This is a genomic window from Amycolatopsis sp. NPDC000009 (genome assembly GCF_055563465.1).
In genome coordinates, this window is sequence record NZ_JBVHDI010000005.1 from 260,857 (window position 1) to 285,076 (window position 24,220).

The following is a 24,220-nucleotide window of genomic DNA, read 5'->3' on the forward strand; positions in this document are numbered from 1 at the left end:
GGGGCTTAACCGAGACGCACTCGGTTGGGTTTAATGCCAACCCTCACCCGGATGGGTCAAGCCGTTCAGGTGAGTGGCCCTATTTGGTCCTTAGGGGCTGGTCACGCGAAGGAGGATGCTCGTTGCCCTACGTCCTCGGCATCGATATCGCCTCGACCCGCACCACCGCCGCCACCTGCGTGGACTCCGGCGACGGCTGGGGCGTGCCCGAGCCGTCGTGGCTCGGCGCGCGCGGCCCGGCGGCGGCGTCGGCGGTGTTCCTCGACGACGACGGCTACCTGCTCACCGGGGACGCCGCGGTCGAGGCGGGCCGGTCCGCGCCCGCCCGCCTGCTCACCGGATTCCACGAACGGGTCGGCGACGACGTCCCCGTGATCGTCGGCGGGGAGCGGTTCCCGCCCGAATCCCTCAGCGCGGTCCTCGTGGACGCCGCGGTGGATCAAGCGGCCGAACGCTTCGGCGAGAAACCGCGCCACCTCGTGCTCACGCACCCCGTCGGCTGGGGTTCGTTCCGCCGGGACCTGCTGCGCCGGGCACTGGCCGAGGCCGGATTCCCCCGTGCCGCGCTGGTGGCGGCGCCGGTCGCCGCCCTGCACGCGTACCTCGCCCCGCACGGTGACGCCACCGCCGGTGTCTGCGAATTCGGCCCGGACGGCGCGGTGGTCACGATCGCCGCCGCCGGGATCAACGGCTGGCAGCCGGTCAAAACGGTGGAAGGCGTCGAGCCCGGCGAGGCCGTCGGCAAGGTCTTCGAGCTCGCGCACGGCGCCGGGATCCCGCCGCGATCCCTGGCAGGCATCGTGCTCTGCGGCGAGGCTCCGCCGGTTCCCGGCCGGACACCGTGCCCCCTCTTCGCTTCGAGCGACCCGGTGCTGACGGTGGCGATCGGGGCGGCCAACATCGCCGCGCGACGTGACCTTCCTCAACCCGGCGGGGCGGGATCGAACGCCGTCGCGGCCATCGAAACCACCCTGCTCCCCCGGGTCGACGTGCCAGAAGAGCTCACCGAGCGACCCGAACGGCCGCCGGTCGACATCACCCCCTTCCCCTTGCCAGAACGCACCGGGGCGGCGAAACTGCTCAGCCGGCGCAAGCCCCTCGTCGCCGGAGCCGCGGTCGTGGTGCTGGCCGCGACCACCCTGCTGCTCACCCTGACCACCCGAGAAGCCACCGCGGACAAGGGTCCCGAAGCCACTCCCACCACTTCGAGCTCGTGCGCGCCGGCCACTCCCGGTGCCACCCCGTCCACCCCCGAAGGTCGCTGTTGAACGCACTGCTCGACAAGCCCGGCATCATCCATCCGGGTGCCCGGAGCCTGCTCGACGAGGTGGCCACCGCCCCGGAACTCCCGGTGCGGGTCACCGTCGTCGCCCCCGGCGGGCACGGCAAGACCCATCTGCTCGGCCGGCTCGGACGTCACTACGCGGAGGCGGGGGTCGAAGCGCTGCTGGTCGACGACGCCGACCAGCTCGACGACGACGAGATCGCGAAGATCAAGGCCCAGGCCGAAGAAACCACGGCACCCGTGGTGCTGGCGTTCCGGCCGGCGGCGCGGACGACGACCCTGCGCGTACTCGCCGACTCCTTCGGCCGGTCGGTGACTCTGGGCGCGTTCGGCGTCGACGACGTCCGCCGGCTCGTCGAGCACGCCGGCGGTGACGTGGCCACGGCGGAAGACGTCCACGCCAGGACCGGCGGTGTCCCGGGATTCGTGCTCCGCGCGGTCACCGGCAGGCTCGCGGACTTCCGCGGTGAGCTGGAGCAGCTGGACGACGACGTGCACCGCTATCTGATCGCGGCGGAGGCGGGCGCGGGCCGGAATCTCGATCTCCTGGCGGCGTTGCTGAACCGCGATCGCGAAGGGCTGCCCGAGGTCTTCGACAGTGCCAGGGCGACCGGTCTGCTCGGCGAGGACGACGCGCTGCTGCCGATCGCCGCCGAAGCCATCCGGACCTGGGGTTCACCGGGGCGGCGGCTGACGGTGCTGCAGCGGCTGGTGGAACTCCAGCTGCGGGACGGGCTTCCGGTGCTGGAGCTCGCCCGTTCCCTGCTGGGCACGGGAAGTTCGGGCGCGAGCGCGGCGGCGGCCTTCGAGGCGGCCGCCCGTGAGGCGATGTCCGACGACACGAAACTCGCGGCGCGGTTCTACGAAGCGGCGTCCGAGGCCGGTGGGCGCGGCGCGGCGCTCACCGTCGGCTGGGCGCATGCCGCCGCGCTGGCCGGGGACCTCGACACGGCGCTCCGGCTCGGCGACGGCATGCTCGGCGGCACGTCGGACACGGACGCCCGGGCAGCGGGCGCCGAAGTGGCCGCGACCGTGCTGGCGCATCGCGGCGAACTCGCGCACAGCGCGGAGCTGTATCAATGGTCCGGCCGGGCGGGCTCGAAGGCGTTCGCCGCGATCGCGTTGCTGGGCACCGGAAAACTCGACGCCGCCCGAGGCGTGCTGGAGACTCCCGAAGTCCCGACCCTGTTCGCCGGCGCCGCTTCACGGATGGCGCGGGCGATCACCGACTCGGTGTCCGGCTGCGGCGCGGAGACGCTGTCGGCCCTGCTGGGCGCGGCTTCGATGCTGGAATCGGCGGGGGCGCCGGCGCCGCTCCCGGACAGCCCGGCGGCCCTCGCGGCGTTGGTGGGCCTGCATTCCGGCGAACTCGCGCTGGCCGAGTCGGTGTTGAGACGCGCGGTGGACGGGCGGATCGGCGGCGACCTGCTCGCGAAACGGCACCGGCTGCTGCTCGGCTGGGTCGCGATGACCGCGGGCGACCTGAAGACGGCCGCCGAGGCCTTGATGCCGCCGGACGGCCTCGAAGCACGCGACGAACTCTTCGCCGCCACCCTGCAGCTGGGGCTGGCGCGGCGGGCCAGCGACCTTCCCGGCCTGCAACGCTCCTGGGACCGGGCGTACCAGGCGTCGATGCGGCAGCAACCGGACCTGTATTCGTTGCTGCCGCTGGGAGAACTCGCGATCGCGGCCGCACGGGGCGGCGCGGGCGCCAAACTGGCGGGCAGGCTGGAGCGGGCGCACTCCGTACTCGACGCGCTCGGCAACCCTCCACTGTGGACAGCCACCCTGCGCTGGCACGAACTGCACGCCGCCATCACCGTCGAAGATCACGCGTCGGCGGGCGAACATCTGGCCGCCCTCGACGACTTCGCTTCCTGCGGCCGCTATCCGGCCGCCCTCGCCGCCGCCGCGACCGGCTGGCTCGCCGTCCTGACCGGAACCGTCGATCCCGAGGCGATCACCGCGTCCTCTTCGGAACTGCACGAACTCGGGCTCTGCTGGGACGCTTCCCGGCTGGCCGGGCAGGCGGCGATCCGGACCTCGGACCGGAAGGCGATGGTCCAGCTGCTCGAAGCGGCGCGGCAGTTCCAAGGACGGGCACCGGAACCCGCCGCGGCCACCGGGCTGAGCGCGCTGAGCGAACGGGAACTGGAGGTCGCCCGGCTGGTCGTCGACGGGCTGACCTACAAGCAGGCCGGGAGCAAACTGTTCATCTCGGGGAAGACCGTGGAGCACCACATGGCGCGGATCCGGGGGAAACTCGGCGCCGGGGACCGGCGGGAGCTGCTGGCCATGCTGCGGGAGTTGCTCCCCGCGAGCGAGGGCTGAGGCCGGCTACCGCTCCGCGAGGTAGGCGTCCTCCGCGGCGTAGTCGAACATCGGCGAGAAATAGTCGTGGTCGAAGCCTGCCGGGAGCCGCTCGGTGGAGCACAGCCAGTCCAGCTCTGCGCGTACGGTGGTGGCGTAGTCGCCGACCGGCCGGTAGCCCAGTCGCCCGGCCGCGGTCATGTCCAGCCGGATCCCCGGCAGGCGGTCCCAGGGGTGCAGGCCGAGTCCGGCGGGGGCGTGGTCGTCGAGGAGCACTTCCTCCCACCGATGGCCGAGGTGGTCCGCGACGGTTCTCGCAATGGCCAGCGCGTCGGGCGCGTCCGGGTCGGCGCAGTTGAGGACACGCCTGCCGGGGTTTTCCGCGACGGTTTCGATCAGCGCGGCGATGTTCCCGGCGGCACTCGGGTGGTCGACGCCGCGGCCACCGCGGGCCAGGAGAAGGACTTCGCGCCGGTCGGCCACGCGTTTGACGAACACCCATTCGCAGGGCTTGGCCGCCCCCTCTCCATGGACTTTGGACGGCCGCAGGACGGTGACCGGGTGTCCGCTGTCGAGCAGGACACGTTCCGCGGCCACCTTGTTGGCGCCGTAGCCGTCGCGAGTGCGGTAGCCGACGTCCCCGCGTGGGGCCATGGTGGGCTGCGACTCGCGGATCGGCCCGTCGAAAACCGGCGCGACGGCCGAGTTCACGTGGTTGCCCGCCGCGTCGACGTACACGGCCTTGCTGGAGATCATCACCGTGGACCCCACATCGTCCAGCAATGGCAGCAGATCACGGGCGTGTGCGGCGGTGAAGCACAGACAGTCGACCACCAGATCGGCTCCCGCGCCGAGCGCCGTCGCGAGTCCGCCGGATTCGCCGCGGTCCGCGGTGACGAACCGGCCACCCGCGACCGCGATGTCGTCGGGCATACGCGAGGAATCCCGGCCGACGACGGTCACGTCCCAACCGGCGGCCAGCAACCGGCGTGCCGTGGCGCGACCGATCAGACCGGTCCCACCGAGAACGACCGCGCGCGACATCGATCGACCATAGCGCCCTCCGGCCGCCGCGGGTTGGTAGACAGGACGGGTGAACGCCTTCTACCACCTGTGCTTCGTCGTTCGGGACATCGGACAGGCGACCGAGGATCTCACGCGCGCTCTCGGCGTGGCCTGGAGTCCGGTCCGTGCGGGCACCCTCGGGGATTGGGACTACGACATCGTGTTCTCGACCGGCGGGCCACCGTTCTTCGAAGTGATCCACGGACCCGCCGGCAGCCCGTGGGACGCGACCGACGGCTCCCGCTTCGACCACATCGGCTACTGGTCCAAGGACGTCGCGACGGACAAACAGCGCCTGGCGGATCGAGGCGCGCCGATCGAATTCGACTCCTGCCCCTACGGCCGCTCCTTCACCTACCACCGGCTCGACAGCATCGGGGCCAGGATCGAACTGGTCGATCTCGCGGCCCAGCCGGGATTTCGCGACACCTGGGCCCCGGACACACCGGCGATGCCTCCACTCGACCTCGACGATCCGTAACCGCTCAGCCCAGCACCGTCCCCGAGTTCGCGGCGTTTCGGTCGCGCTTGCGAGAGAACGCACCCAGGTCGATCTCCAAGCCGGTGCGCGGGGCCCGGAAACGGACGGGCGACGCGTCGTGGTCCGCGCCGTTCTCCACCCGGTCGATCAGCTCCGTCATCAGCTGCCCCACGACCGGCGCGTTCTTGAACTGGTTGCCGCTCGTTCCGATCGCGAGGTAGAAGCCCTCGAGTTCGGTGCGGTCGTAGATCGGAGTCCAATCGTCGGTGACGTCATAGACGCCCACCACGCCGCGCGCCCGGTTGGGCACCGTCAGGTCGGGCAACCGCCGCGCGGCCCGCGTCACCTGAGCCTCGAAGACCGCGGCCGTCGGGTGGATGTCGACGGCGTCCGGGTCGTCGGTCCAGTGCAGCGGATCGCACTCCGGTTCCGTTCCTCCGACGAGCAGGCCTCCTCCCTCACCGCGGAAGTAGGTGCCCAGATCCATGTCCGCCACCACGGGCCCGTCATAGCCCGCCGGGACCGGCACGTGCGCTACCTCCTGCCTCATCGGGCGCACGCCGACCGTGAAATCGGAACCCACGCCGGCCAATCGATTCACCGCGCCCGACCACGGACCGGCCGCGTTGACCACGACGGCACAGGGAATCCGGGTGCCGTCCGACAGTCGCACCGACGTCACGCGCCCGCCTGCCTTCTCCACCGCTGTCACCGTGCTGCGGAAGCGGAACTCCGCCCCGTGTGCCGAGGCCGCGGAGGCGAGGTTCACGGCGGCGAGGCCCGGGTCCGAGACGTAACCGGCGTCCGGGGTGTACACGCCACCGAGCGAGTGTTTCGCGTCCTCCCAGAATTCCTCGTCGTCGAGCCGCTTCGGCGGCCAATGGCGGCCGGGGTCGAGACCCGGAACGCGCTCGGCCAGCGTCGCGCTGTCCCATTCCTCGTAGGGAACACCGATCTCGTCGAACAACGGAAGCCACGACGCACGCGGAGCCGCCTCGACGTCCAACATGACGAGCCCGCTCTTACGGAACATCGCGAGGTCGCCGACATCGTGGCCGAGGTGGCCTGCCCAGTCGAGCCAGCCGAAACGCGCCTCCCACGCCGTCGCCACCCCGGCGGTGGTGGAGAAGTTGAACCGGACGATCGCACTCGATGCCGAGGTCGACCCCTGCCCGGCACCCGCCGCCCGATCGAGTGCGATGACCCGATACCCCGACCGGGCAAGCTCGAGGGCGATCGACGAACCGATCACCCCCGCCCCGATCACGACCACATCGGCACTCGGGCGCTTACCGGGCACGGCAGGTCCTGAGGTAGCTGAGGAACGAAGCCTGCAGCCCGGTCACGTGCGTTTCGCGCAGGACCGCGCTGGTGACGGCTCCGCCACGCGAGGAGAGGCGGTGCAGGACGGTGGCCGCGTTCTTCGTGAGGTTTTGGTAGATGGCCAAGTCCCCGAGCAGTTCTCGCTCGTTGATGGTCACGTGCAGCTTGGCGGCCTGGTGCCGGTCATCCAGCTCTTGGAGTTGGGCGAAGATCTGGCTGTCTTCGCCGGCGACGCCGGGGCTGCCCGCTCCGATGCTCTCGAAGAGCGTGTTGCCGGTGAGCCAGGTGTAGAGGCTGAACAGGCCGCCGTAGGAGTAGCCGAAAAGCCCGTGACCGCTCGTGGCCGTGCCGTAGTCGCGTTCGATCCGCGGGTGCAGTTCCGCGGTGAGGAAGCTCAGGAACGCGTCGGCGTGGGTGTCGCGCAGTTCGGCGAGGTAGGCATCGGATTCCTCGCGAGTCCTCGCGCCCATTCGGACTCCCATCTCCACGGCGTCGACGAGTTCCTTGGCGATGGGCTCGCCGGGTGGCACGAGATCCCTGTTGCGCAGCCGATCCCAGTGTTGTGCTTCCTCGCCCGCGTAGCCGACACTGACCTGGATGTAGGGCTGGATCCGCTGCATGGGATCCGCCTGGGTGACGATGAGCGGAGCCGTCATGCCCACGGCCCAATTGCCGTCGAGCACGTAGACGGCGGGCGCTCGCGTCGTCGCGGGGTCGTAACCCGGTGGTGTGGTGACCCAGACGCCGTAGTCGTGCCCACCACTGGAGCGGGTCTCGAAATAGTCGGTGTCGGCGAGGCAGCCGTGCCACATGGTGCTCATCGAAGGTCCTTCACGATTCGGCCGGCCTTGAGGACGAGGACGGCATTGGCGGGATCAGCGAACAGCTCCGGGTCTTCGACCGGGTTGCCGTTCCACAACACGAGGTCTGCCTGCGCGCCGGGGGCGATGACACCGACCTGGCCGGACAGGCCGAGAATCTCGGCGTTGGTCTTGGTGGCCGCCACGAGGGCTTCCATCGGTGTTTCGAGCTTCGCGCGCAGCCTGAGCTCCTCGCCTCGACGGTGCTGAGCCGGACCGATGAGATCGGAACCCAGCCCGATCCGTACTCCGGCCTCCTTGGCGACGGCGAGCGCCTCGGTCATCCGCTCGCGAACACCCAGCACACGGTCGCGGGTCGACTCGTCGAGGCCGGCGCCGGCGGTGTCGTGCAGCAGTTGCTCGACGACCGCGAACGTGGGCACGAGGGCGACCTCGCGAGTGGCCATCAGGGTGGCCGTGGACTCGTCGAGGTCGGTGCCGTGCTCGACACAGCGCGCCCCGGCCTCGACCGCGTTCCGGATGCCGTCGTTGTTGTGGGCGTGAACGGTCACGTAGGTGCCCCGCGCCGCGGCTTCCTGGACGGCGACGGCGATCTCGTCGACGGTGAATTGGGTGTCGGTCAGCCGGTCGTGGGCCCCGACCACGCCGCCGGTCACGCAGAGTTTCAGGAAGGAGGCTCCGCGACGGAAGGCCTCGCGCACGTTGTGCCGCAGCTCGTCCGCGTTGCCCGACATCATGGACAGGGCGCACAGACCCGGAACGTGATGGCTGCTCCACAGCTCGGTGGGTTCCCAGTCGGCTCCGTAGTAGCCGTGCCCGCCGATCTGGCACTGAACCGGTCCGCAGGACAGGACGCGTGGCCCTCTGACCTTGCCCTTGGCGATCGTGGTGACGACACCGCCGTCGATCCCGCCGGTGTCCCGAACGGTGGTGAAGCCGGAATCGAGCGCCGCGCCGGCCGTCGCGAAGATGTCCGCCGCGAGCTCGGCGGCGCTCATCCGGAACGAGAACTGCGGCTGGATCGGGCTCGACAAGCCCAAGTGGACGTGAGCGTCGATCAGGCCGGGCGTCATCGTCAGACCTCCGGCCTCCAGGCGCTCGCCGGGTGCGCCGGAGGCACCGACCTGGGTGATATGCCCGTCTTCGATGCCGACGTCGACGGTGACCGGGTCGCGACCCGACCCGTCGACGACCGTCGCGCCGACCACCTGAACACGTCCCACGAGTCGTTCCCTTCGCCGTTGCGAGCCGGCTGCGACCATGTGTGACGCGACACGGCACCGTCAGCGCTTCTTTTCCAATGGATAAACTGTGGGAGTGATCTTGTCAAGCGCGGAACACAAAGGCGACGCACGCGAGCGTCTCCTGGCTCGGCTTCTCGACGCCTTCGAAGAGGCGCTTCCCGCGCCGGAGGTGTCGCTCCGCGAGATCGCCGCCCGGGCCGGGACCAGCCACGCCCTCCTGCGCTACCACTTCGGGTCACTCCCGGGCGTGTTGGCGGCGATGCTCAAGGCGCAGCGCTCCCGGGACAACGAGGCGCTTTTCGAGACCGCCCGGCAGGGCACCTTCGACGACTTCGTCATGGCGATCTGGCGGGCATACACCCGTCCCGAGCAGCTGTCGCGTGTCCGCGGCTTCTTTCACGTCGTAGGTCTGGCCGCGTACAGCCCCGAGGACTTTCGCGAGTTCATCGACTCGCTCGACGACCTGACCAAGATGCTGGCCTCACTCGCGGAACACGAAGGGCTCGACGCCGAGGAAGCGCTGACGTTGGCCACGGTCACCATTGCCGCGATGCGCGGCCTGCTCCTCCAGGAGGTGCTGACTCCGACGGGCCACTCGGAGGCCGCGGTCGCTTTGATCCTGCGCATGAACAAGGGCTGAGCCGGTCCACGGACATGCCAGGGGCCTTGAGCAGCGTGGCGTCGCCCCAGTCGGGAAATGCTTACGCGACAACCGGCACACTCTGGCGGTGACCGATTTTCCGGCGGACGTGGAGACGCACTACCGACGTCTGGCAGCACAACGGCACTGGCCACTGGAGACCGAAGCCGCGTTCCGGGCGAGCGTCGCGTGGTACCGGGCGTTGGACGAGGGCTCCGAGCCTCGCCAGTACTACGAGTACGTGGACCACGAAGGCTTGGTCGACGAAGGAGCCCGCTGGCTGTGGGAGGCGATCGTGGTCGACCACGAGATGGTGGCCATCAAGCAGATCGAGCAGGATTCGTCCGGGGCCGTTCGCCGCTACTGGTGGCGGCACATCGAGGATGACGCCGGCGGGCTCACCGACCAGCCACTCGACCCCGGCCTCACACCTGTTTCCCGAGCTACGTTCTACGCGCTCTGGGACAGCGCCACCGGCAGGTGAGCCCACCGGTTCACCGCAGGCGCGGAAGTGGCCGGGAGCGGGACACGCTCCCGGCCACCGATCCGCTACTCGGGCAGGCTGTCGGTCCACTCGGCGTCGATCCTGGCGCCGGCGGGGTCGGCCACCTTGTACACCGCCCCTTCCATGGTGACGAAGACCGACGTCCCGTTCACCCGTCCGGTCGCCGGATCCACGACGAGCCGCTCGCCCGTGGGCAGCGACAGGCCCTGCCCGCCCGGCACAGTGCCGAGGTTCTCGACACCTGGATAGCCGGCGATCGCACGCAACGCCGTGGCCCGGACCTCCGGCGTGGCAGGCAGGGTGGACACCAGCGAGATCAACGACTGGAAGCCGGCTTGTTCCCGGTCGCTCGCGGTGAGCTCACCCGCGCTCGTCCTGGCGTCGCTGCGCTCCAGGGCCTCGGCGATCCATGCCTTCAACGCGCCCGGGTCCGTCGGCAGGGCACGCAACTGCTCGAGGGTCAGATCGACGGCGACCAGTGAGAACGGGGTGGCCGAAAGCGCTTTCACCGGTGTGACCTTGCCTCCCGTCTTCGCACCCCGCATCCACGACTGACCGTCCGGCTTGATCCAGTACTCATACCCACTCGAAGCAGCCGTCACCTTCACGTGCCAGTACGTGCCGGCCCCCTCGGGGGAACGCTCAGCGGCGGTGGCGGCCGCGAGCAGGACCTCCTGCCCACTGACCGTTCGCACCGGCGGACCGTCGACCGGCGCGGCCGGCATGGCCGCGATCGCCACGACGGCAGCGGCGGCCGCCGCGAGCCCCGCCCCCGCGATCAGCCATCGGCTCCGCCGCGCGGAGGCCCGGCCACCGCGGATCCGGTTCTGGAGCCGATGACGGCTGCGGTCGATCACGTCCTGGGACGGCTCGTCCGGGGTCAGCGCGGCGCGCAGCGTCTGCAGGTCATTCATCGAGTGCCTCCGGGGTGAGGATGAAGTTGAGCTTCTTGCGGGCACGGTTGAGCCGGGAGCCCACCGTGCCGGAGGAGATACCGAGCGCCGCGGCCACTTCCTCGTACCCGAGCTGGCCGAGCGCCACGAGCAGCAGCACGTCCCGTTCCCCGGCGGACAGCCGCGACAACGCGTCCGCGAGCTGAGGAAGGAGCCGCCGGGCGGCCACCGACGCGACCACCCTGCTCTCGTGCCCCTCGACCGCCGGTGCGACGTTCACCCGTGCCAGCGCCCGATAGTGGCGAGCCTCCCGGCGGCGGTGCCTGGCCACAAGATTCGTGGCGATACCGAACAACCAGACCCGCACCTCACCGCGTTCGGCGTCGAACGTGCCGCGCCGATCGAACGCGACGAGGAACGTCTCCGCGGCGATGTCCTCGGCAGTCTGCGCGTCCAGCCGCCCGGCCACATACCGGTAGATGGCCGCGAAGTAGCGATCGTGCACTTCGGTGAACAGTTCCGGGTCCTGCGGCAACCGGGCGGCCAGGTCGGCGTCGCTCACCTGCTCGCCCGTTCCCGCCGTCATGTGTCCGCCTCTGACATGTGGGTCCTTCCCGTCGACAGTCAGCTTTCACCACCACTTCGCCGTCGGGCGGTTTCTTCTTCCCCCGGCCCAGCCGCAGCGACGAGCGGGGTGGTGGCGACAGGAGTGCGCCTGATCGCGCTATACGGGAATTCCGTCCTAGTGTCGGCGTCCGAAACTCGTCGCGAATCGCCCCGAGAGATCAAGGTACTGGCTCCTGACGGTTTCCTGGAACGGCCCAGTGGACGGCGGATCATGTGCGCCCGGAGTTGGCGACCCGTGGCCGCTTCTTCCCCTGCCGCCCGGGTTCCAGCTGACGACGTAGCCGGGACTCGAACATGTCCATGGCGTTGGCCGTATACCGGTCACCGTCGAGGTCCGGTAGCGCGGCCGTGGTCCCTCGTAACCGTCGAGGCAGCCGCGTTGTCGTCGCTCGGTGCCCCGCGCGCCATCGGCATTCTCGGTCTTCCGGCCGTCCTCGCACACTTACTTTCCCCAGCAGGCGAGCCGGGATCTCCGCAGGGTTCCGCATGAGCGAGAGTCCCGTTCACTCTCCGCGTAAATTCGATCACGCTCTCGATCGCATTCGAACGTCAGTTCGAGTATGATCATGGGCATGACCACAACTCTCCCTTATAACCCGAAAGCCGCTCGCTTTCTCGACACCGCGTTCGACGAAGAGATTTCGCTTCGTCGAACACAGGCACGTCAGGCACGAGCGTTAGCCGACTTCGCCGCTCGTGGTGGATCACGAAGATCCGTGACCGAGGAGGTCGCCTTGCGCTTCTCGGTCACCCGCAATCACGCGTACCTGCTTGTCGAGACCTCTTGCGCTCTTGTGGCTCGCCTGCCGAACACACTGGCGGCGTTGGAGCGCGGCGATATCGACCTGTACAAGGCTTCCAAGGTCATGCAATTGACACGGGAAGTATCGGACGAAGTCGCGGCGCAGGTCGACGCCTGGCTGATCGGACGTCTCGCCGATCGCGATCCTGGCGCGATCCGGGGCTCGGTGAGCCACGCCGTGCAGAAATTCGATCCCGATGGCTATCGCGAACGAGCCGCCAAGAAACGCGCGTTGCGGCATATCTCGTTGGAACACCACGACGAGACCATGTCCACGCTCTCCGGCCATCTTCCCACGGAAGTCGCCAGTTCCGTTTACGCGTCGCTGAGCCGAGCCGCGCGAGCCCGGCGGAACAAGGACAAATCCCGCACCCTCGAGCAGCATCGTGCCGATATTTTCGCCGAACGCCTGCTGGCCGAGGACGGACACGGTAAGCCACGTGCGCACATCCACGTCTATGTCGATTTCTTGACACTCGTCGGCGCGCGCGACGACCCCGCGACACTCGCCGGGTACGGGCCCATCCCCGGTTGGCTGGTCCGCGAGATCGCCTCCGACCCCGGCTCGACCTGGTCACGGCTGATCACCGACTCCGCCACGGGCCAGCTGCTGGAAGCCTGCGCCGGCACATACCGATCACCGGCGTCCTTGGCACGGTTGATCAAGGCGCGGGATCGCGAGTGCACGCAACCGGGCTGTCACCGGCCCGCCGAATTCTCCGAGATCGACCACATCACCTCTTGGGCTCGCGACGGCAGGACCAACCAGCACAACTGCCACATTTACTGCAAAGGTCACAACCTGCTCCGAGAGGAACCCGGGTGGTCGGCCGTGCCCACCGGCGACGGCGGCATGATCATCACCACGCCGAGCGGTCATACCTACGAGACGGCGCCAGAGCCGTTCCACGAACCACGCACGGATCCCGATGACGACGAACCTCAAGACTGAGCACGGAAACGGATGGCCACGGAGGCTTCCTGCACGCCCATCCGAGGCATTCCCGGCGCGCCATGTCCGACGACCTGGGCCGGGCCGCAACGAACATCAAGCCCGTGTCTTCAACGCCTTCAACACCGCCCTGACCACCCGTCGCGAAGGATCCTCGACCATCGGCCTCACCGAATCGACCGGAACGGCATCCAGAATCCGAAGCGCCCCAACGGCTTGGGCCCGCACCCTGGCCGCAGGGTGCCTCAGCAACGGATACAGCAGCTGCCCGTCCTCTTCCCGCCCCGACTCGGCGAGCCCCGCGATGGCGCCGAGAGAAGGGTTCGCACCGGAAACGGCCGACCGGTACCAGCCGACGGCGTCGACACCCGTACGCCGGGCGGCATCCCTTGCGAGCGCACGGATCAGCGTGGAACGGTCGTCCAGCAGACCGGCGATCTCCTCCCAGTGGCCGAGACGCGCGAGTCCGGTCAGCGCGCTGATCCGCACTTCACCGTGGCGGCAGGCGGCCAGCTTGCGCAGGACGTCCACGCGACCTGTCCAGACGGCGTCGCGGGCGGCGGCCTCACCGGCTCGGGCGCGGACGCCCTTGTCGGAATTCGTCACGGCAAGCCGAACCAGCTCGTCGAGTCTGAGATCGCCACGCCGTGTTCTGACCTCGAGCGCGAACCTGCGCACCGCGGAGTTCATCGAGCACATCAGCTGCTCGAGCACTGCCACGGGAGCGTCGTAAGCAGCCGCGTACAACTGTTGAACGCCGAAGCCCCCGCGACGACGGCGTCGCAGGTGAAGCATCGTTTCGGCCGCGGGCCGCAAATACGTCGACGGATCATCGTGCAGCAGCCGGACGACCCCCATGCGGGCGACGTCTCGGATCGGAGACGCCCAGTCCGTCATACGCAACAGCAGGAACGGAAGTATCTCCGGGCGCGGGTTCGCCAGTATCCTCGTGACCGCCAGCTCCCGGATCCGACCGTTGCGGTGAGAAGCCGCGATAGCGGTTGTCAGCAGTCCCGCCTTGCCGGTCCTGAGTGACAGGGCGACGTCATCCAGCGCCCGCTCGTAACGCCAGTACTCGTCGAGAGCCACGACGAGCGCCGGTGTCTCGGTGATCGTCGCGAAGGCAGCCGTGATTTCGGCGGCGTCGCCGGACTTGTCGACGCGCACGAGCGCATCGACGAGCACGCCGCCACGGTGTCCCCGGCTTTCCAGAGTTTCCTGGACTGCCTCGGCCACGGACTTCCTTCTCCCGAAGATCACTTGGCCATCCTCTCCCACTACCCGCCCACCGCGCTCATCCTTTTCGCGGGTAGACGCCCGAACACGAGGCGCGTAGGAACAAGAGAATGGCTGAGGAAAGGTCCAGACGAGTTTTCCTGTCCACCTCGGCGGCACTCTCGGCGGCCGCCCTGTCTTCTACTGCCCTGTCATCTACTGCCCTGTCTTCCACTGCCCTGTCATCTACTGCCCTGTCTTCCACCGCCCAAGCCGGTGTCCCGGCCGGCGCCGAAGAACCGGAAGTCCGAGGCCCAGGCGAACGTCTCGCACCGCAACGTCCCGACGCGGAGCTCCGGGCGATCCTCCGGGAGATAGACGAACACCGCATCGAGGCCACCGTGCGCAGGCTCGCCGCCTTCGGAACCCGGCACACGTTGTCCTCGCAGACCGATCCCGTCCGCGGCATCGGTGCCGCCCGCGACTGGATCTTCGCGGAGATGACGAAATCCGCGCAGCGGTCGGGCGGCCGGATGACGGTCGAGCTGCAGTCGTATCTCCAGCAGCCCGCCCCACCCCGGATCCCGGTCGCCACCACGATCACCAACGTCGTCGCCACGTTGCGCGGCTCCACCACCCCCGAGCGGGTCTACGTCGTGTCGGGCCATTACGACTCTCGGTGTTCGGATCCGCTCGACGCGACGAAGGACGCGCCGGGCGCCGACGACGACGCTTCCGGAGTGGCCGTCGCGATGGAGCTCGCCCGGGTGCTCGCCACTCGCCGCCCGGCGGCGACCATCGTCTTCGCGGCGGTCGCGGGCGAGGAGCAAGGCCTGTTCGGCGCGCGGCACATGGCGGCGCTCTTCAAGACAGCGCGGTACAACACAGCGGGCACGAACGTGCAGGCGATGTTCACCAACGACATCGTCGGTTCGAGCCGGGCGGACGACGGAACAAGGGATCCGCGCACGATCCGGTTGTTCGCCGAGGGCGTGCCGACGTCGGAAACCCCGGCGCAGGCCGACATCCGGCGCGCGGTCGGCGGCGAGAACGATTCGCCGTCCCGCCAGCTGGCCCGGTTCGTGCGGTCGGTCGCGGAGAACGACGCGACCGGCATGACCGTCCGGGTGATCCACCGGCGAGACCGCTACCTCCGGGGTGGCGACCACATCCCGTTCCTCGAACAGGGCTATCCGGCCGCGCGGTTCACCGAACCGCACGAGGACTACACGCACCAGCACCAGGACGTCCGGGTGGAGAACGGCAAACGGTTCGGCGATCTTCCGGAGTTCTGCGACTTCCCGTTCATCGCCAGGGTCGCGCGGGTGAACGCCGCCACGATGTGGTCACTGGCGACCGCGCCCGGCACCCCCGAGGACGTCCGGATCCGGACCGACCAGCTGACGAACGACACGGATCTGGTGTGGCGCCGCGGGACGGACCCGGATCTCGCCGGTTACGAAGTCGTCTGGCGGGAGACGACGGCGACCGACTGGACGCACGCGATCGAGGTCGGCGACAGGAGCGAGGCTAAAGTGGATCTGTCGAAGGACAACGTGTTCTTCGGTGTGCGCGCGGTCGGGAAGAACGGCCGCCGCGGTCCGGTCGCGTTCCCGACACCCTTGCGTTAAGTGCACCCGCGTTGAGAGCACCGCGTTGAGGTCACCGAGTCGAGAGCGCCGAGTCGAGGTCAGCGAGCTGATGCCACGATGACAGTCACCCCCGGCGACCTCGACGCGGCGATCGCGAGCGTGACGGACAGCCTGCGCGAGGCGTCGGGCCGTGACTGGTCGGCGGCACCGGGCACCGGCGAACTGAACGCCTGGCGAACCGCCGAGCATCTCGGCGATTGCCTCATCTCCTACGCCGGCCTGCTGATCGCGCGGCCGCCGACACCTCGGTTCGTCTGCTTCGAAGCCGTCGCCGACCGGGCCGCGACTCCGTCGGAGATGCTGGAGTTCGTCACGGTGGGCGGCGGATTCCTGAGCGCCATCCTCCGCACGGTGGCCCCGGACGTCCGCGCGTATCACCCGAGCGGCCGCGCCGACCTCGAAGGATTCGCCGGAATGGGCTGCGTCGAGGTCCTGGTCCACGGCGAGGACATGGCCCGCGGACTCGACGTCACCCTCGACCCACCGCGCGACGTCTGCTCACGGGTCCTCGCGCGGATGTTCCCGGAGATCGACACCGCCGGCGTCGATCCATGGACGGCGTTGCTGTGGGCGACGGACCGGACGGAGTTACCGGGCCGTCCGTCGCGAGCCGGCTGGCAATGGCGCGGCGCACCGCTCGACGAGTGACCGAACGCTTCAGCGAGGCCTGAAAGCCACCACGGCGGCCTGAACCCCGTCCCGCCAGGCCACAACGGGCTCCTCGACCGGGCCGGCCCCCAAGGCACGCAGATGCCAAGCGGCAGGCGGATGCCATTCGGCCGAAGACGAATCGCCGAACAGCCGGGCCCGTTCCGTCACCGCGGGGCCGAGTACCGGATCCGCCGCGGCCCGCTCCCACCAAGCACTCCAGGGAGTTCCACCGTCGTCACTCGCGGACACCACCGCGTCGGCGTCCGGCATGTCGTCCATATTGGCCACGAATCCGCCCGCCCGCACGAGCCCGGCGAGTTCGGCGTACAGCTCGGTCAGCCGGCCGGGCGGCAGGTAATGCAACGCCATCACCGCCAGAACGGCGTCGTAGCGGCCATCCGGCAGCCGCGCGACCCAATCCGGGTCACGCAGGTCGGCCCGGACCACCTCCACCGACGACGGCAGGGACGCACCGGCGATCGTCAGCATCACCGGATCCAGATCGACCAGCGTGACCTCCGCCCTGGGAAGGCGCTCGAGCAGACGGGAACAGAGCGTGCCCGTGCCGCCACCCACGTCCAGCACCCGCGGCGCCGCACCAGCACAGCGCGACGCGACCAGGTCGATCATCCGCTCGATCGCCCGCTCCCGTCCTGGCTGGTACTTCGCCATGAGGCGCTCCCAGCTGTCGTTCCAGTCCCCAAGTGTCATACTGGCAATGATAATCGATATCACCAAAGCGGCGTTCCGTCACCAGCCGCCTCCAAGCAGTGGGCGAGGTACGGCCGATCGGCGCAACTTGCCCGCTGAAGCGTTTGCCAGGTCGGAACCCGGGAACTTTTCCGGTATGTCCAGATGGCGAACCACCAGCAGGAGCAACACCGCCGTACGGGTCATCACCGGCATCGGCGCGCTGTTCGCTTTCATCGAGTTGCTGTACATGGTGATGGTGCTCGCGGGAGCCAACGCGGGCAACGGATTCTTCATCTTCATCCAGGCACTGGCCAAACCGCTGGCGTTGTTCTGGCCGGGGCTCTTCCCGGTGAGTGACCCGAATCTCGCGGTCATCCTCGACTACGGTCTGGCCGCGGCGTTCTGGGTGATCCTGGCGGGTGTGATCGCCCGTTTCGCGGCCCGCTGACCCCCTGCGGCGGCGATCGGCGTCCCGTTCGGCGACACTGGACGGATGAGCGACGGCAGATGGTTCGACCTGAACCCGCTTCCCGAGCTGTTCGGCCTGGCCGCCGCCGGGCGGGCGCTGCTGCCCAACGTGCCCGTGACCCCGGCCGCGATCCTGAAGACCGTCACCGAACAGCTGGTCGGGCGGCGGCTGACGGCCAAGGTGGACGGGCACGACGTCGGGCTCACCCTGACGGGGCTCGACTACCAGGCCGACAGCCTCAGCCTGGCCGCGACCGGCAAGGTCGGCGACGTCCGCATCGTCGTCGAGGACGTCGACTGGCCGGAGACTCCGCTCGAACGCATCACCGTGCTGGCGTCGAACGTCCGGCTCCGCTCGCTCCCGTCCCCGGCCGCCATTCCCGAGCAGGTGAAGATGGCGATCCGGGTGTCACCGGAAGTCCTCCAGGCGCGCGTCGCCGAGGTCCGGCCGGGCATCATCGTGACCCCCGGCGACGACGGGCATTTCCACGTCCGCTGGGAAAAGCGGCCCCGCTGGGGGCATCTCGCCCTTGAGTCCACTGTGGAGGACGACGCCGTCGTCCTCCGGCCGATGGCCGTCCACATCGGACGCCGCCGGTTCGGCCCGCCGTCCCGCCTCAAACCGATCGTCCTGCCGCTGCCCGAACTCCCGCAAGGGATCCGGCTCACCGCGGTCGAGGCACACGACGGTCACCTCGTCCTGCACGCACTGGCGGAGGAATGGCCCGAGAAGCTGTCCACCATCCCGCTCGGTGACCTGCTGAGCTGGGTGACGACGGCGGTGGCCACGCTGACCCTGCCGGGACTCGGCGGCCGCTGATCGCCCGCGGCCGCCGAGCCGTATCACCGGGCTAGCTGTGCAGCGGTCCCTGCGCGACGCGCACCGCGGGCGCGACAGGCTTCGAGGAAGCGCTTTCCGCCTGCGGAACGGCGGGCGACCGCACGAGACCGGCCGACTTCCCGCACACCTTCTTCTTCTCGTCCGACGTCATCTTCTTGCCGACCGTCCTGGTCTGGCCGACCACACCGGGCGCCGGGCCTTCACCGCTGAAGTTCCAGACGTACCACTGGTGGTGGCCCCATCGGCGCTTGTCGTACCACATGTCGTACGAGCCGAAGCCCACGCGCATCACCGGAGAGCGGTCCAGACCCGCCCAATAGCCCGGATTCACCTCGATCCGGGTCTCGACGTTCTCGCTGGTCTCCCAGCCCCATTCCTGGCCCCACGTGCGCTTGTAGGCGACCGTCCACTGGACGAGGAACTCGAAGCCCGCGCTCACGCTGAGCTCGTTCGACACCGTGTTCTTCCCGCTGCGGGTGTCGCGTTTCCCGATCACCTGGGTGATCTTGTTGGCGCTGCAGTTGTAGACCGTGTCCACCCGGCTCCAGTTGCCGTAGAAGTCCTGACCACGCTGGTCGACGTGGGCGTTGCAGGTCTTGGTGGCGTGCCCGCAGTCCCTGAGCAGTTCGACGCGGGACGGCCCGCGCGAGTACACGACGGAGCTGCCGCGGTCGTTCATGTTCGACCCGTAGTTGGCGCTGTCGTTGGCGTACCACTCCTGGCTGGCACCCTGGTAGTCGGCGTGCTCGTACATCGTGATGTAGCAGTTGCCGAAGGTCTTGAACGAGGAGACCTTGTCGTTCCAGTCACCGAGAAAGCCCAGGTTCTGATTGGTCCCCTCGACACACGGCGATCCGGTGACGGCAAGGCTCGCGCCGCCGAAGTTCGCGTGTTCGTAGAGCACGCTGATCACCATCGCGGACGCGCCGACCTCGCCCCGCGACGCCGCGGCGAGGGACTCTCCGGCACTGTCGAAACAGCGGAACACTCCGGTGGCCGTGTCGGCGACGCAGTGTTCGTCGCGCTGTCCGGCGTTCGCCGGGACGCCGCCGGCGAGACACATCACCACCGCGGCCAGGAAGGCCGTCCCGAGTCTGTACTTGTGCACGTCTGAACTCCCTGAGGAAGACGGAATACCGACCATGACCGGATCGGCTTCACAAGTCCACCACGGGGAAACGGGTTTGCCTATGCGGAACGGCAGGTAGACTGTTTTTCGCTTACCACTGACCGGGACGGTCAGGTCGTTTCGCCGCGCTCGCGCAGATATCGCGTGTGGTCGGCCTGCTGGTGGACGTCGCCGGCATAGAAACGTTCCGCTAGGCGGTGCGCTTCGGTTTCCAGCAGCTCCAGCTGCGCGAGGAGTTCCTCGGACGCGCTCGGCTCACCACCGGCCCGGCGTTTGGCGGCGAACCACCACGGCAGATTCAGGTAGGTCTCCACCGAAAGCGGCAGATCGGTTCGCGCCAGCCGGGTGACGGCGTGTTGGACGTCCGGGTTGGCCGCCCACCGCTCCGGCCGCGAGAGCAGGTCGTCGAGCACCTCCGCGATCCGCCGCACACCGTCCACAGAGGACTCCGGCATCCGCTGCGCCCGCGCGGTCACCTTGTCCACCAACGAGTCGAGATCCCCGCGCAGCTGCCCCGCCTCGGCGACGGCGTCCACTGAGACCAGCCGGACCCGCTCAGGTGGCGCGAGCAGGGCGAACACCGCGTACAACCCCGCGACGACCAGCGGCCACAGTCCGCCGACGACGCCGGTCAGGTAGAGCGCCAGCCCGATCAGCCCGCCGACGCAGCCGGCGAGGTTCTTCGTGGAGCCGAGGTACCCGATCACTGGTACCCGCGGATTTCCTGGAACACCTTGGGCAGCACGTCGCCTCGCGCGTCGAATACGTTGCCGCCGGTGCGTTTCGCGACCTCGCCGAGTTCGGCGGAGTCGCCTTCGCCGAAGATCACGGTGAACACCGGGATCTGCCGCATCGCTTCCGGCAACGACGGGAACCTCAGCTGGAAATCCGAGAACTTCGCACCGTTCGCGTTCTGCCCGTCGGTCATCAGCACGATCGAGGTGAACCGATCCGGGTCACGCGCGACCAAAGGACCCATGATGTCGTACGCGCGTTGAAGGCTGTCGTAGATCGCCGTACCGCCGTTCGCGTCGAGGCCCTCGGCGAACCGCTTGATCTTGTCCAGCGCGGGTTGCGGGTCGCCTTCCGGCACGGTGAACGTCTCCGGGCTGCCGGGCACGGTGTCGAACGGCAGCATCGTGACCTCTTCGCGGCTGCGGAACCGGCGGTACCGGCCGGTCAGCGAACCGTCGGCGCCGGTCAGCCCGATCAGTGCGGTGCGGAGCGACTCGATCCGGTCGCCCGCCATGGAACCGGAGGTGTCGAGCACGTACAGCGTCCGCGACGGCCGCCGGATCTTGTCGAAGTAGGCGCCCAGCAACGCGTCGACCGCCTGCTGCGTCGCGGGGAACGGCAGCTCGACGAGGTCCTTCTGGGCGAACTGCCGTCCGAGCTGGACACCCGGCACGACCGGGCGGCGCTGCGTGGTCTCCATGATCTTGCGCTGGGTGTCCGGCGTCCGCAGCCGCTCGGCGAGCTTGCGGTGCGCGTCCCGCGCATCGGAATTCGCGCTCTGCACCAACGTCAGCGGGTAGTCCGCGGTGACGACGCCGTCGGACGGGTACACCAGCGTCAGCGGCTCGGGGAGCTTCCCGCTCGCGTTCATCGACAGCAGGACGGACTCGTAGTTGATCAGGCCGTCGACCTTCTTGCCGGGATCCACGCCGGTCGCCCTTCGTTGGTAGGCCTCGGAAAGCCAGCCGGACGAGCCCGCGGACATCGCCTGCGCGCTGAAGAATTCGGTCAGTTTCGGGGTGACGGAAGCGATCTGCCGCGCGTCGATCGCGTTGCCCGCCCCCGCGAGCGCCGACGCCACCCCGACCAGTGCCGAGAAACCGGAGTTCGACGCCGACGGATCGGTCATGCCGTAGGTGAAGGCCTTCTTCCCTGCCTGCTCGGCGATCTCACCCCAGCCCACCGGCCTGCCGGTCCAGCCGAGCCGCTGCGCCGACGACGCGGACAGGCCGAGCACCACCGGCGAGCTCATGATCTTCACCTGCTCGCCGAGCCGTTTCGCGGCCTCCGGAACCGCCGCCGGATAGCGGTTCGACGAGAACCAGACGGCGTCGTACTGACCGTCCACCTTGCCGTTCGCCAGCGACTCGGTGCCTTCCAGTGTGCCGGTGAACTGGAACTTCACCTTGACCCCGGTCGCAGCCGCCTCCTGTTCCAGCAACGGCTGCAAGTCGGCCAATTCGCTGCCCGCGAGCACCCGCAACGTGCCCGCTTCGGCCTCCCCCAGGTTCTGCGTCCCGCCTTCGCTCGAATCGCACGAAACCAGTGACAGTGCGCAAACCGCGCCGACCGCCAAGACCGCCCAGCGTTTCACGATGCCCCCTCGGCCGTCGCCGTCTCGTGAGACCGGCGCAGATGGTCTTCGGCCCGCCGGATCTCCCCCGACAGCGCCTCCACGGTCGCCGCCATCGTCGAGACGGCCCCCGCCTTGAACTCGTCGATCGCGTCGATGCTCCGGTAGATCCGCTCGAACGACTCGCGGATCGTCTCCACCGCCACCGCGGGATCACTGCCCGCGCGCTGGATCTCGGCGCCGCGCAGTTCCAGCACTTCCGCGTTGGCCCTGATCAGCCCGTCGGTGGTGGCCTGCACGGCCCGCACCTCGTCGAGGACGTCGCGCTGACCGGCGAGCGCCCCGCTCACCAGCAGCGCGACCCGCAGCGCCGCGACCGTGGTCGACACCGCCCGCTCGATCCCGCGGATCAGCTCGTCGTTGTTGCGCCGCACCAGGTCCAGCGCCAGATAGCCCTGCGCGCTCACCGCGAGCTGGGTCAGCAGATCCTGATGCCGTCTCCGGATCGGATGCAGCGCGTCGGCCCGCAGCGACTTGGCCCGCGCGGGGTCGGTGAAGTCGAAGATCCCGGCCTGGCGTTCGACGGCCGTGTCGACGGCTTCGGCGAACGCGGCCGCTTCCGATAGCTTGCCGAGCGTCGCCCACAGACGCTCTCGTTCACCCTTGAGCGCGGTGTTGTCCCGCCGCAGGACGTCCTGCCGCGCACGCAACTCCAGTACCAGCGCGTTCACCGGCTCGTTGGCCGCGCGATAGCGGTCCAGCGCCTTCTTCGCGCTGCCCGCGACCGGGATCAGCCCCATCAGTTTGCGGCCGGTGATCGGCAGTTTCGCCGGGTCGATCTCCGCCACGGTCCGCCGGAGACCGGCCAGGCTGACCGTCGCCTGCTGTTGCGGTGACCCGATTTCCGCGAGCGCCCGCGTCGACCGGTCCAGCAGCGCACCCGCGACGGTCGCCGCCGCGCGCATGTCGGACTCGCCGACCGCGAGCAGTTCGTCCAGGACGCGCGTGAAGTCCGGCGATCGGACGTCGAGCGCTTCGAGGCGCCGGGCGAATTCTTCCGCGCGCTTCGCGACTTCGGCGTGGACCTCCGGCGCGAGAGTGACCAGGCCGGCGGCCCGCTCGGCCGGGATCGCCTCCACCGGATCGGGTGGAGTGAGCGTGAAATCGTCCATCAGTACTGCTTCTTCACGGCGTCGAGCAGCCGCTCCAGCGTTTCGAACGACGGCGGCTCGACGGCGTCCACCAGATCCGCGGGCACCGGCGCCTTGGCCGCGGCGACGACGTCGGCGAACAACCGCGGGTCACCGGTACGGAAACCGAAGGTGGCGGCGAGTTTCCCCAGCTCCGGATCGGTCGCCAGCAGCCTGCCCACCTGGTCGCCATTCGGTTTCAACGGGACCAGCGTGTGCTTCGAGTACACCGTCGGCGCCGTGTAGAGCAGGCGCATGTCCGGCCGGATCGAACCGTCGGCGCGGACCAGCCTGTCGACGAACTGCGACTCGTAGATCAGCGCCATCGGTGTCTTGCCCATACCCGCGGCGAGGTAGTCCTCGAACGGGCCTTCGGTGCTGTTCTGCGTGTAGCCCTGGTCGATGAACAGCTTCGACACCGCGGGCAGCACCTTCGCCTCGGCCTCCGGCGTGCTGACCACGTTGTTGCCGTTGGCGACGAAGGAAACGATCGACAGGTACATCGCCGCCGAATTCGATTCACGCGGGTCCGTGGTCGTGACCAGCACGTTCTTGCGGGCGGGGAACGCGGTGTTGCCGGGAAGCTGGTCCCAGCGCGTGCCGTTGCGCGCGAGTTCGAGGTACTTCGCGATGTCGAGCACCTGGTACTCGCCGGCGCCCTTGCGCACGATCCCGTTGGCGCTCAGGAGGTTCACGATCGGCTCGAAGGTCGCGACCGCCATCGGCGACTGGAACGGCGTGTGCACGCCGGTCACCTTGTGATCGCGCTGGATCCGCTGCGCGGCAGGCGACGAGGACGGGAACGCGAACTCGTACTTCCCGAGGTCCATACTCGCGATCTGCCGCGAACCGGCGGTGTCGGCCTCGACCTTCAGGCCGTGCTTGGCGAACGCGTCCGCCACCCTCTTGTCGGAGAAGAAGGCGAGCTTCTCCGAACCGATGACCCCGCGCACGGCGGTCAGATCCGTGCCCTGCGCGGTGTTCTCGTCACCGTCCCGGCCCCAGACGATCACCGCGGCCACGGCCAGCAGCAGCACCACGGCCAGGCCGATCGACAGACGGCGTTTCACCCGCGCACCCCCTCGTTCACGGGCTCGATCTTTCAGCCCGTTCGACTCTTTTGAC

The 24,220-nt window shown here is 69.1% G+C and carries 23 protein-coding genes; 10 read left to right on the plus strand and 13 right to left on the minus strand.

Going from position 1 to position 24,220, the window contains the following annotated elements:
* The first annotated feature begins 122 nt into the window (after positions 1 to 122).
* Positions 123 to 1,268, plus strand: a complete 1,146-nt coding sequence (locus ACZ3HL_RS17160; RefSeq protein ID WP_465531945.1) for a molecular chaperone DnaK — start codon at positions 123 to 125, stop codon at positions 1,266 to 1,268.
* Positions 1,265 to 3,616 (plus strand): helix-turn-helix transcriptional regulator, encoded by a 2,352-nt coding sequence (locus ACZ3HL_RS17165; protein ID WP_465531947.1) that lies wholly within the window; start codon positions 1,265 to 1,267, stop codon positions 3,614 to 3,616. Before ACZ3HL_RS17160 ends, ACZ3HL_RS17165 begins: the two co-directional genes overlap by 4 nt.
* A gap of 6 nt (positions 3,617 to 3,622) precedes the next feature.
* Here the strand turns inward: ACZ3HL_RS17165 and ACZ3HL_RS17170 are convergent, their stop codons facing one another.
* Complete coding sequence (locus ACZ3HL_RS17170; RefSeq protein ID WP_465531949.1) at positions 3,623 to 4,639, minus strand: NAD-dependent epimerase/dehydratase family protein; 1,017 nt, start codon at positions 4,637 to 4,639, stop codon at positions 3,623 to 3,625.
* Between the two features lie 49 nt (positions 4,640 to 4,688).
* On the opposite strand from ACZ3HL_RS17170, the gene ACZ3HL_RS17175 reads away from it, so the two are divergent.
* Positions 4,689 to 5,141 (plus strand): VOC family protein, encoded by a 453-nt coding sequence (locus ACZ3HL_RS17175; protein ID WP_465531951.1) that lies wholly within the window; start codon positions 4,689 to 4,691, stop codon positions 5,139 to 5,141.
* Positions 5,142 to 5,145: 4 nt separating this feature from the next.
* Here ACZ3HL_RS17175 and ACZ3HL_RS17180 read toward each other — a convergent pair whose 3' ends face one another.
* The 3 genes from ACZ3HL_RS17180 to ACZ3HL_RS17190 are packed head-to-tail and all read right to left on the minus strand — an operon-like array spanning position 5,146 to position 8,508.
* Positions 5,146 to 6,441 carry an NAD(P)/FAD-dependent oxidoreductase gene (locus ACZ3HL_RS17180; RefSeq protein WP_465531953.1) on the minus strand — a complete coding sequence of 432 codons (1,296 nt, stop codon included), beginning with the start codon at positions 6,439 to 6,441 and terminating at the stop codon, positions 5,146 to 5,148.
* Positions 6,431 to 7,285, minus strand: a complete 855-nt coding sequence (locus ACZ3HL_RS17185; protein WP_465531955.1) for an alpha/beta hydrolase — start codon at positions 7,283 to 7,285, stop codon at positions 6,431 to 6,433. Before ACZ3HL_RS17185 ends, ACZ3HL_RS17180 begins: the two co-directional genes overlap by 11 nt.
* On the minus strand, positions 7,282 to 8,508 hold the full coding sequence (locus ACZ3HL_RS17190) for a metal-dependent hydrolase family protein (protein WP_465531957.1): 1,227 nt from the start codon (positions 8,506 to 8,508) through the stop codon (positions 7,282 to 7,284). Before ACZ3HL_RS17190 ends, ACZ3HL_RS17185 begins: the two co-directional genes overlap by 4 nt.
* Positions 8,509 to 8,602: 94 nt before the next feature.
* Here ACZ3HL_RS17190 and ACZ3HL_RS17195 point away from each other — a divergent pair, with 94 nt between their 5' ends.
* Both ACZ3HL_RS17195 and ACZ3HL_RS17200 read left to right on the plus strand, forming a co-directional pair.
* Positions 8,603 to 9,169, plus strand: coding sequence for a TetR/AcrR family transcriptional regulator (locus ACZ3HL_RS17195; protein ID WP_465419577.1), 567 nt, complete (start codon positions 8,603 to 8,605; stop codon positions 9,167 to 9,169).
* A gap of 88 nt (positions 9,170 to 9,257) precedes the next feature.
* Positions 9,258 to 9,653, plus strand: coding sequence for a hypothetical protein (locus ACZ3HL_RS17200; protein ID WP_465531959.1), 396 nt, complete (start codon positions 9,258 to 9,260; stop codon positions 9,651 to 9,653).
* Positions 9,654 to 9,718: 65 nt separating this feature from the next.
* On the opposite strand, the gene ACZ3HL_RS17205 is transcribed toward ACZ3HL_RS17200, so the two are convergent.
* Both ACZ3HL_RS17205 and ACZ3HL_RS17210 read right to left on the minus strand, forming a co-directional pair.
* A complete protein-coding gene (locus ACZ3HL_RS17205) occupies positions 9,719 to 10,588 on the minus strand; it encodes a CU044_5270 family protein (RefSeq protein ID WP_465531961.1) in 870 nt (289 codons plus the stop codon).
* Entirely contained in the window at positions 10,581 to 11,153 is a 573-nt protein-coding gene (locus tag ACZ3HL_RS17210; protein ID WP_465419584.1) for an RNA polymerase sigma factor, read from the minus strand. The genes ACZ3HL_RS17205 and ACZ3HL_RS17210 overlap by 8 nt, the downstream gene beginning before the upstream one ends.
* 613 nt (positions 11,154 to 11,766) lie before the next feature.
* On the opposite strand from ACZ3HL_RS17210, the gene ACZ3HL_RS17215 reads away from it, so the two are divergent.
* A complete protein-coding gene (locus ACZ3HL_RS17215) occupies positions 11,767 to 12,948 on the plus strand; it encodes an HNH endonuclease signature motif containing protein (RefSeq protein WP_465531963.1) in 1,182 nt (393 codons plus the stop codon).
* A gap of 96 nt (positions 12,949 to 13,044) precedes the next feature.
* Here the strand turns inward: ACZ3HL_RS17215 and ACZ3HL_RS17220 are convergent, their stop codons facing one another.
* Entirely contained in the window at positions 13,045 to 14,184 is a 1,140-nt protein-coding gene (locus ACZ3HL_RS17220; RefSeq protein WP_465531965.1) for a HEAT repeat domain-containing protein, read from the minus strand.
* A gap of 380 nt (positions 14,185 to 14,564) precedes the next feature.
* On the opposite strand from ACZ3HL_RS17220, the gene ACZ3HL_RS17225 reads away from it, so the two are divergent.
* Both ACZ3HL_RS17225 and ACZ3HL_RS17230 read left to right on the plus strand, forming a co-directional pair.
* Positions 14,565 to 15,794 (plus strand): M20/M25/M40 family metallo-hydrolase, encoded by a 1,230-nt coding sequence (locus tag ACZ3HL_RS17225; protein WP_465531967.1) that lies wholly within the window; start codon positions 14,565 to 14,567, stop codon positions 15,792 to 15,794.
* Between the two features lie 78 nt (positions 15,795 to 15,872).
* A complete protein-coding gene (locus tag ACZ3HL_RS17230) occupies positions 15,873 to 16,463 on the plus strand; it encodes a maleylpyruvate isomerase mycothiol-dependent enzyme family protein (protein WP_465531969.1) in 591 nt (196 codons plus the stop codon).
* 9 nt (positions 16,464 to 16,472) lie between these two features.
* On the opposite strand, the gene ACZ3HL_RS17235 is transcribed toward ACZ3HL_RS17230, so the two are convergent.
* Complete coding sequence (locus ACZ3HL_RS17235) at positions 16,473 to 17,177, minus strand: class I SAM-dependent methyltransferase (RefSeq protein WP_465531971.1); 705 nt, start codon at positions 17,175 to 17,177, stop codon at positions 16,473 to 16,475.
* A gap of 136 nt (positions 17,178 to 17,313) precedes the next feature.
* On the opposite strand from ACZ3HL_RS17235, the gene ACZ3HL_RS17240 reads away from it, so the two are divergent.
* Together ACZ3HL_RS17240 and ACZ3HL_RS17245 are read left to right on the plus strand one after the other, a co-directional pair.
* Entirely contained in the window at positions 17,314 to 17,607 is a 294-nt protein-coding gene (locus ACZ3HL_RS17240) for a hypothetical protein (RefSeq protein ID WP_321183947.1), read from the plus strand.
* Between the two features lie 45 nt (positions 17,608 to 17,652).
* Complete coding sequence (locus ACZ3HL_RS17245; RefSeq protein WP_465419594.1) at positions 17,653 to 18,447, plus strand: LmeA family phospholipid-binding protein; 795 nt, start codon at positions 17,653 to 17,655, stop codon at positions 18,445 to 18,447.
* 31 nt (positions 18,448 to 18,478) lie between these two features.
* Here ACZ3HL_RS17245 and ACZ3HL_RS17250 read toward each other — a convergent pair whose 3' ends face one another.
* From ACZ3HL_RS17250 to ACZ3HL_RS17270, 5 genes are all read right to left on the minus strand, one after another.
* Entirely contained in the window at positions 18,479 to 19,576 is a 1,098-nt protein-coding gene (locus tag ACZ3HL_RS17250; RefSeq protein ID WP_465531973.1) for a peptidase inhibitor family I36 protein, read from the minus strand.
* 131 nt (positions 19,577 to 19,707) lie between these two features.
* On the minus strand, positions 19,708 to 20,304 hold the full coding sequence (locus ACZ3HL_RS17255; protein ID WP_465531975.1) for a hypothetical protein: 597 nt from the start codon (positions 20,302 to 20,304) through the stop codon (positions 19,708 to 19,710).
* The gene (locus tag ACZ3HL_RS17260; RefSeq protein WP_465531977.1) at positions 20,301 to 21,926 is read right to left on the minus strand and encodes a substrate-binding domain-containing protein; all 1,626 of its coding nucleotides are present in this window, start codon (positions 21,924 to 21,926) and stop codon (positions 20,301 to 20,303) included. Before ACZ3HL_RS17260 ends, ACZ3HL_RS17255 begins: the two co-directional genes overlap by 4 nt.
* Positions 21,923 to 23,077, minus strand: a complete 1,155-nt coding sequence (locus tag ACZ3HL_RS17265) for a toxic anion resistance protein (protein ID WP_465531979.1) — start codon at positions 23,075 to 23,077, stop codon at positions 21,923 to 21,925. The genes ACZ3HL_RS17260 and ACZ3HL_RS17265 overlap by 4 nt, the downstream gene beginning before the upstream one ends.
* Positions 23,077 to 24,165: a hypothetical protein gene (locus ACZ3HL_RS17270; RefSeq protein WP_465419605.1), complete on the minus strand. Its 1,089-nt coding sequence runs from the start codon at positions 24,163 to 24,165 to the stop codon at positions 23,077 to 23,079. The genes ACZ3HL_RS17265 and ACZ3HL_RS17270 overlap by 1 nt, the downstream gene beginning before the upstream one ends.
* Positions 24,166 to 24,220 lie beyond the last annotated feature (55 nt).

Bases quoted from the DNA above. Each gene is read 5' to 3' on its own strand.
- ACZ3HL_RS17170 (WP_465531949.1), bottom strand. From the start codon at position 4,639: ATGTCGCGCGCGGTCGTTCTCGGTGGGACCGGTCTGATCGGTCGCGCC.
- ACZ3HL_RS17185 (WP_465531955.1), bottom strand. From the start codon at position 7,285: ATGAGCACCATGTGGCACGGCTGCCTCGCCGACACCGACTATTTCGAG.
- ACZ3HL_RS17205 (WP_465531961.1), bottom strand. From the start codon at position 10,588: ATGAATGACCTGCAGACGCTGCGCGCCGCGCTGACCCCGGACGAGCCG.
- ACZ3HL_RS17210 (WP_465419584.1), bottom strand. From the start codon at position 11,153: ATGACGGCGGGAACGGGCGAGCAGGTGAGCGACGCCGACCTGGCCGCC.
- ACZ3HL_RS17215 (WP_465531963.1), top strand. From the start codon at position 11,767: ATGACCACAACTCTCCCTTATAACCCGAAAGCCGCTCGCTTTCTCGAC.
- ACZ3HL_RS17230 (WP_465531969.1), top strand. From the start codon at position 15,873: ATGACAGTCACCCCCGGCGACCTCGACGCGGCGATCGCGAGCGTGACG.
- ACZ3HL_RS17235 (WP_465531971.1), bottom strand. From the start codon at position 17,177: ATGACACTTGGGGACTGGAACGACAGCTGGGAGCGCCTCATGGCGAAG.
- ACZ3HL_RS17240 (WP_321183947.1), top strand. From the start codon at position 17,314: ATGTCCAGATGGCGAACCACCAGCAGGAGCAACACCGCCGTACGGGTC.
- ACZ3HL_RS17245 (WP_465419594.1), top strand. From the start codon at position 17,653: ATGAGCGACGGCAGATGGTTCGACCTGAACCCGCTTCCCGAGCTGTTC.
- ACZ3HL_RS17265 (WP_465531979.1), bottom strand. From the start codon at position 23,077: ATGGACGATTTCACGCTCACTCCACCCGATCCGGTGGAGGCGATCCCG.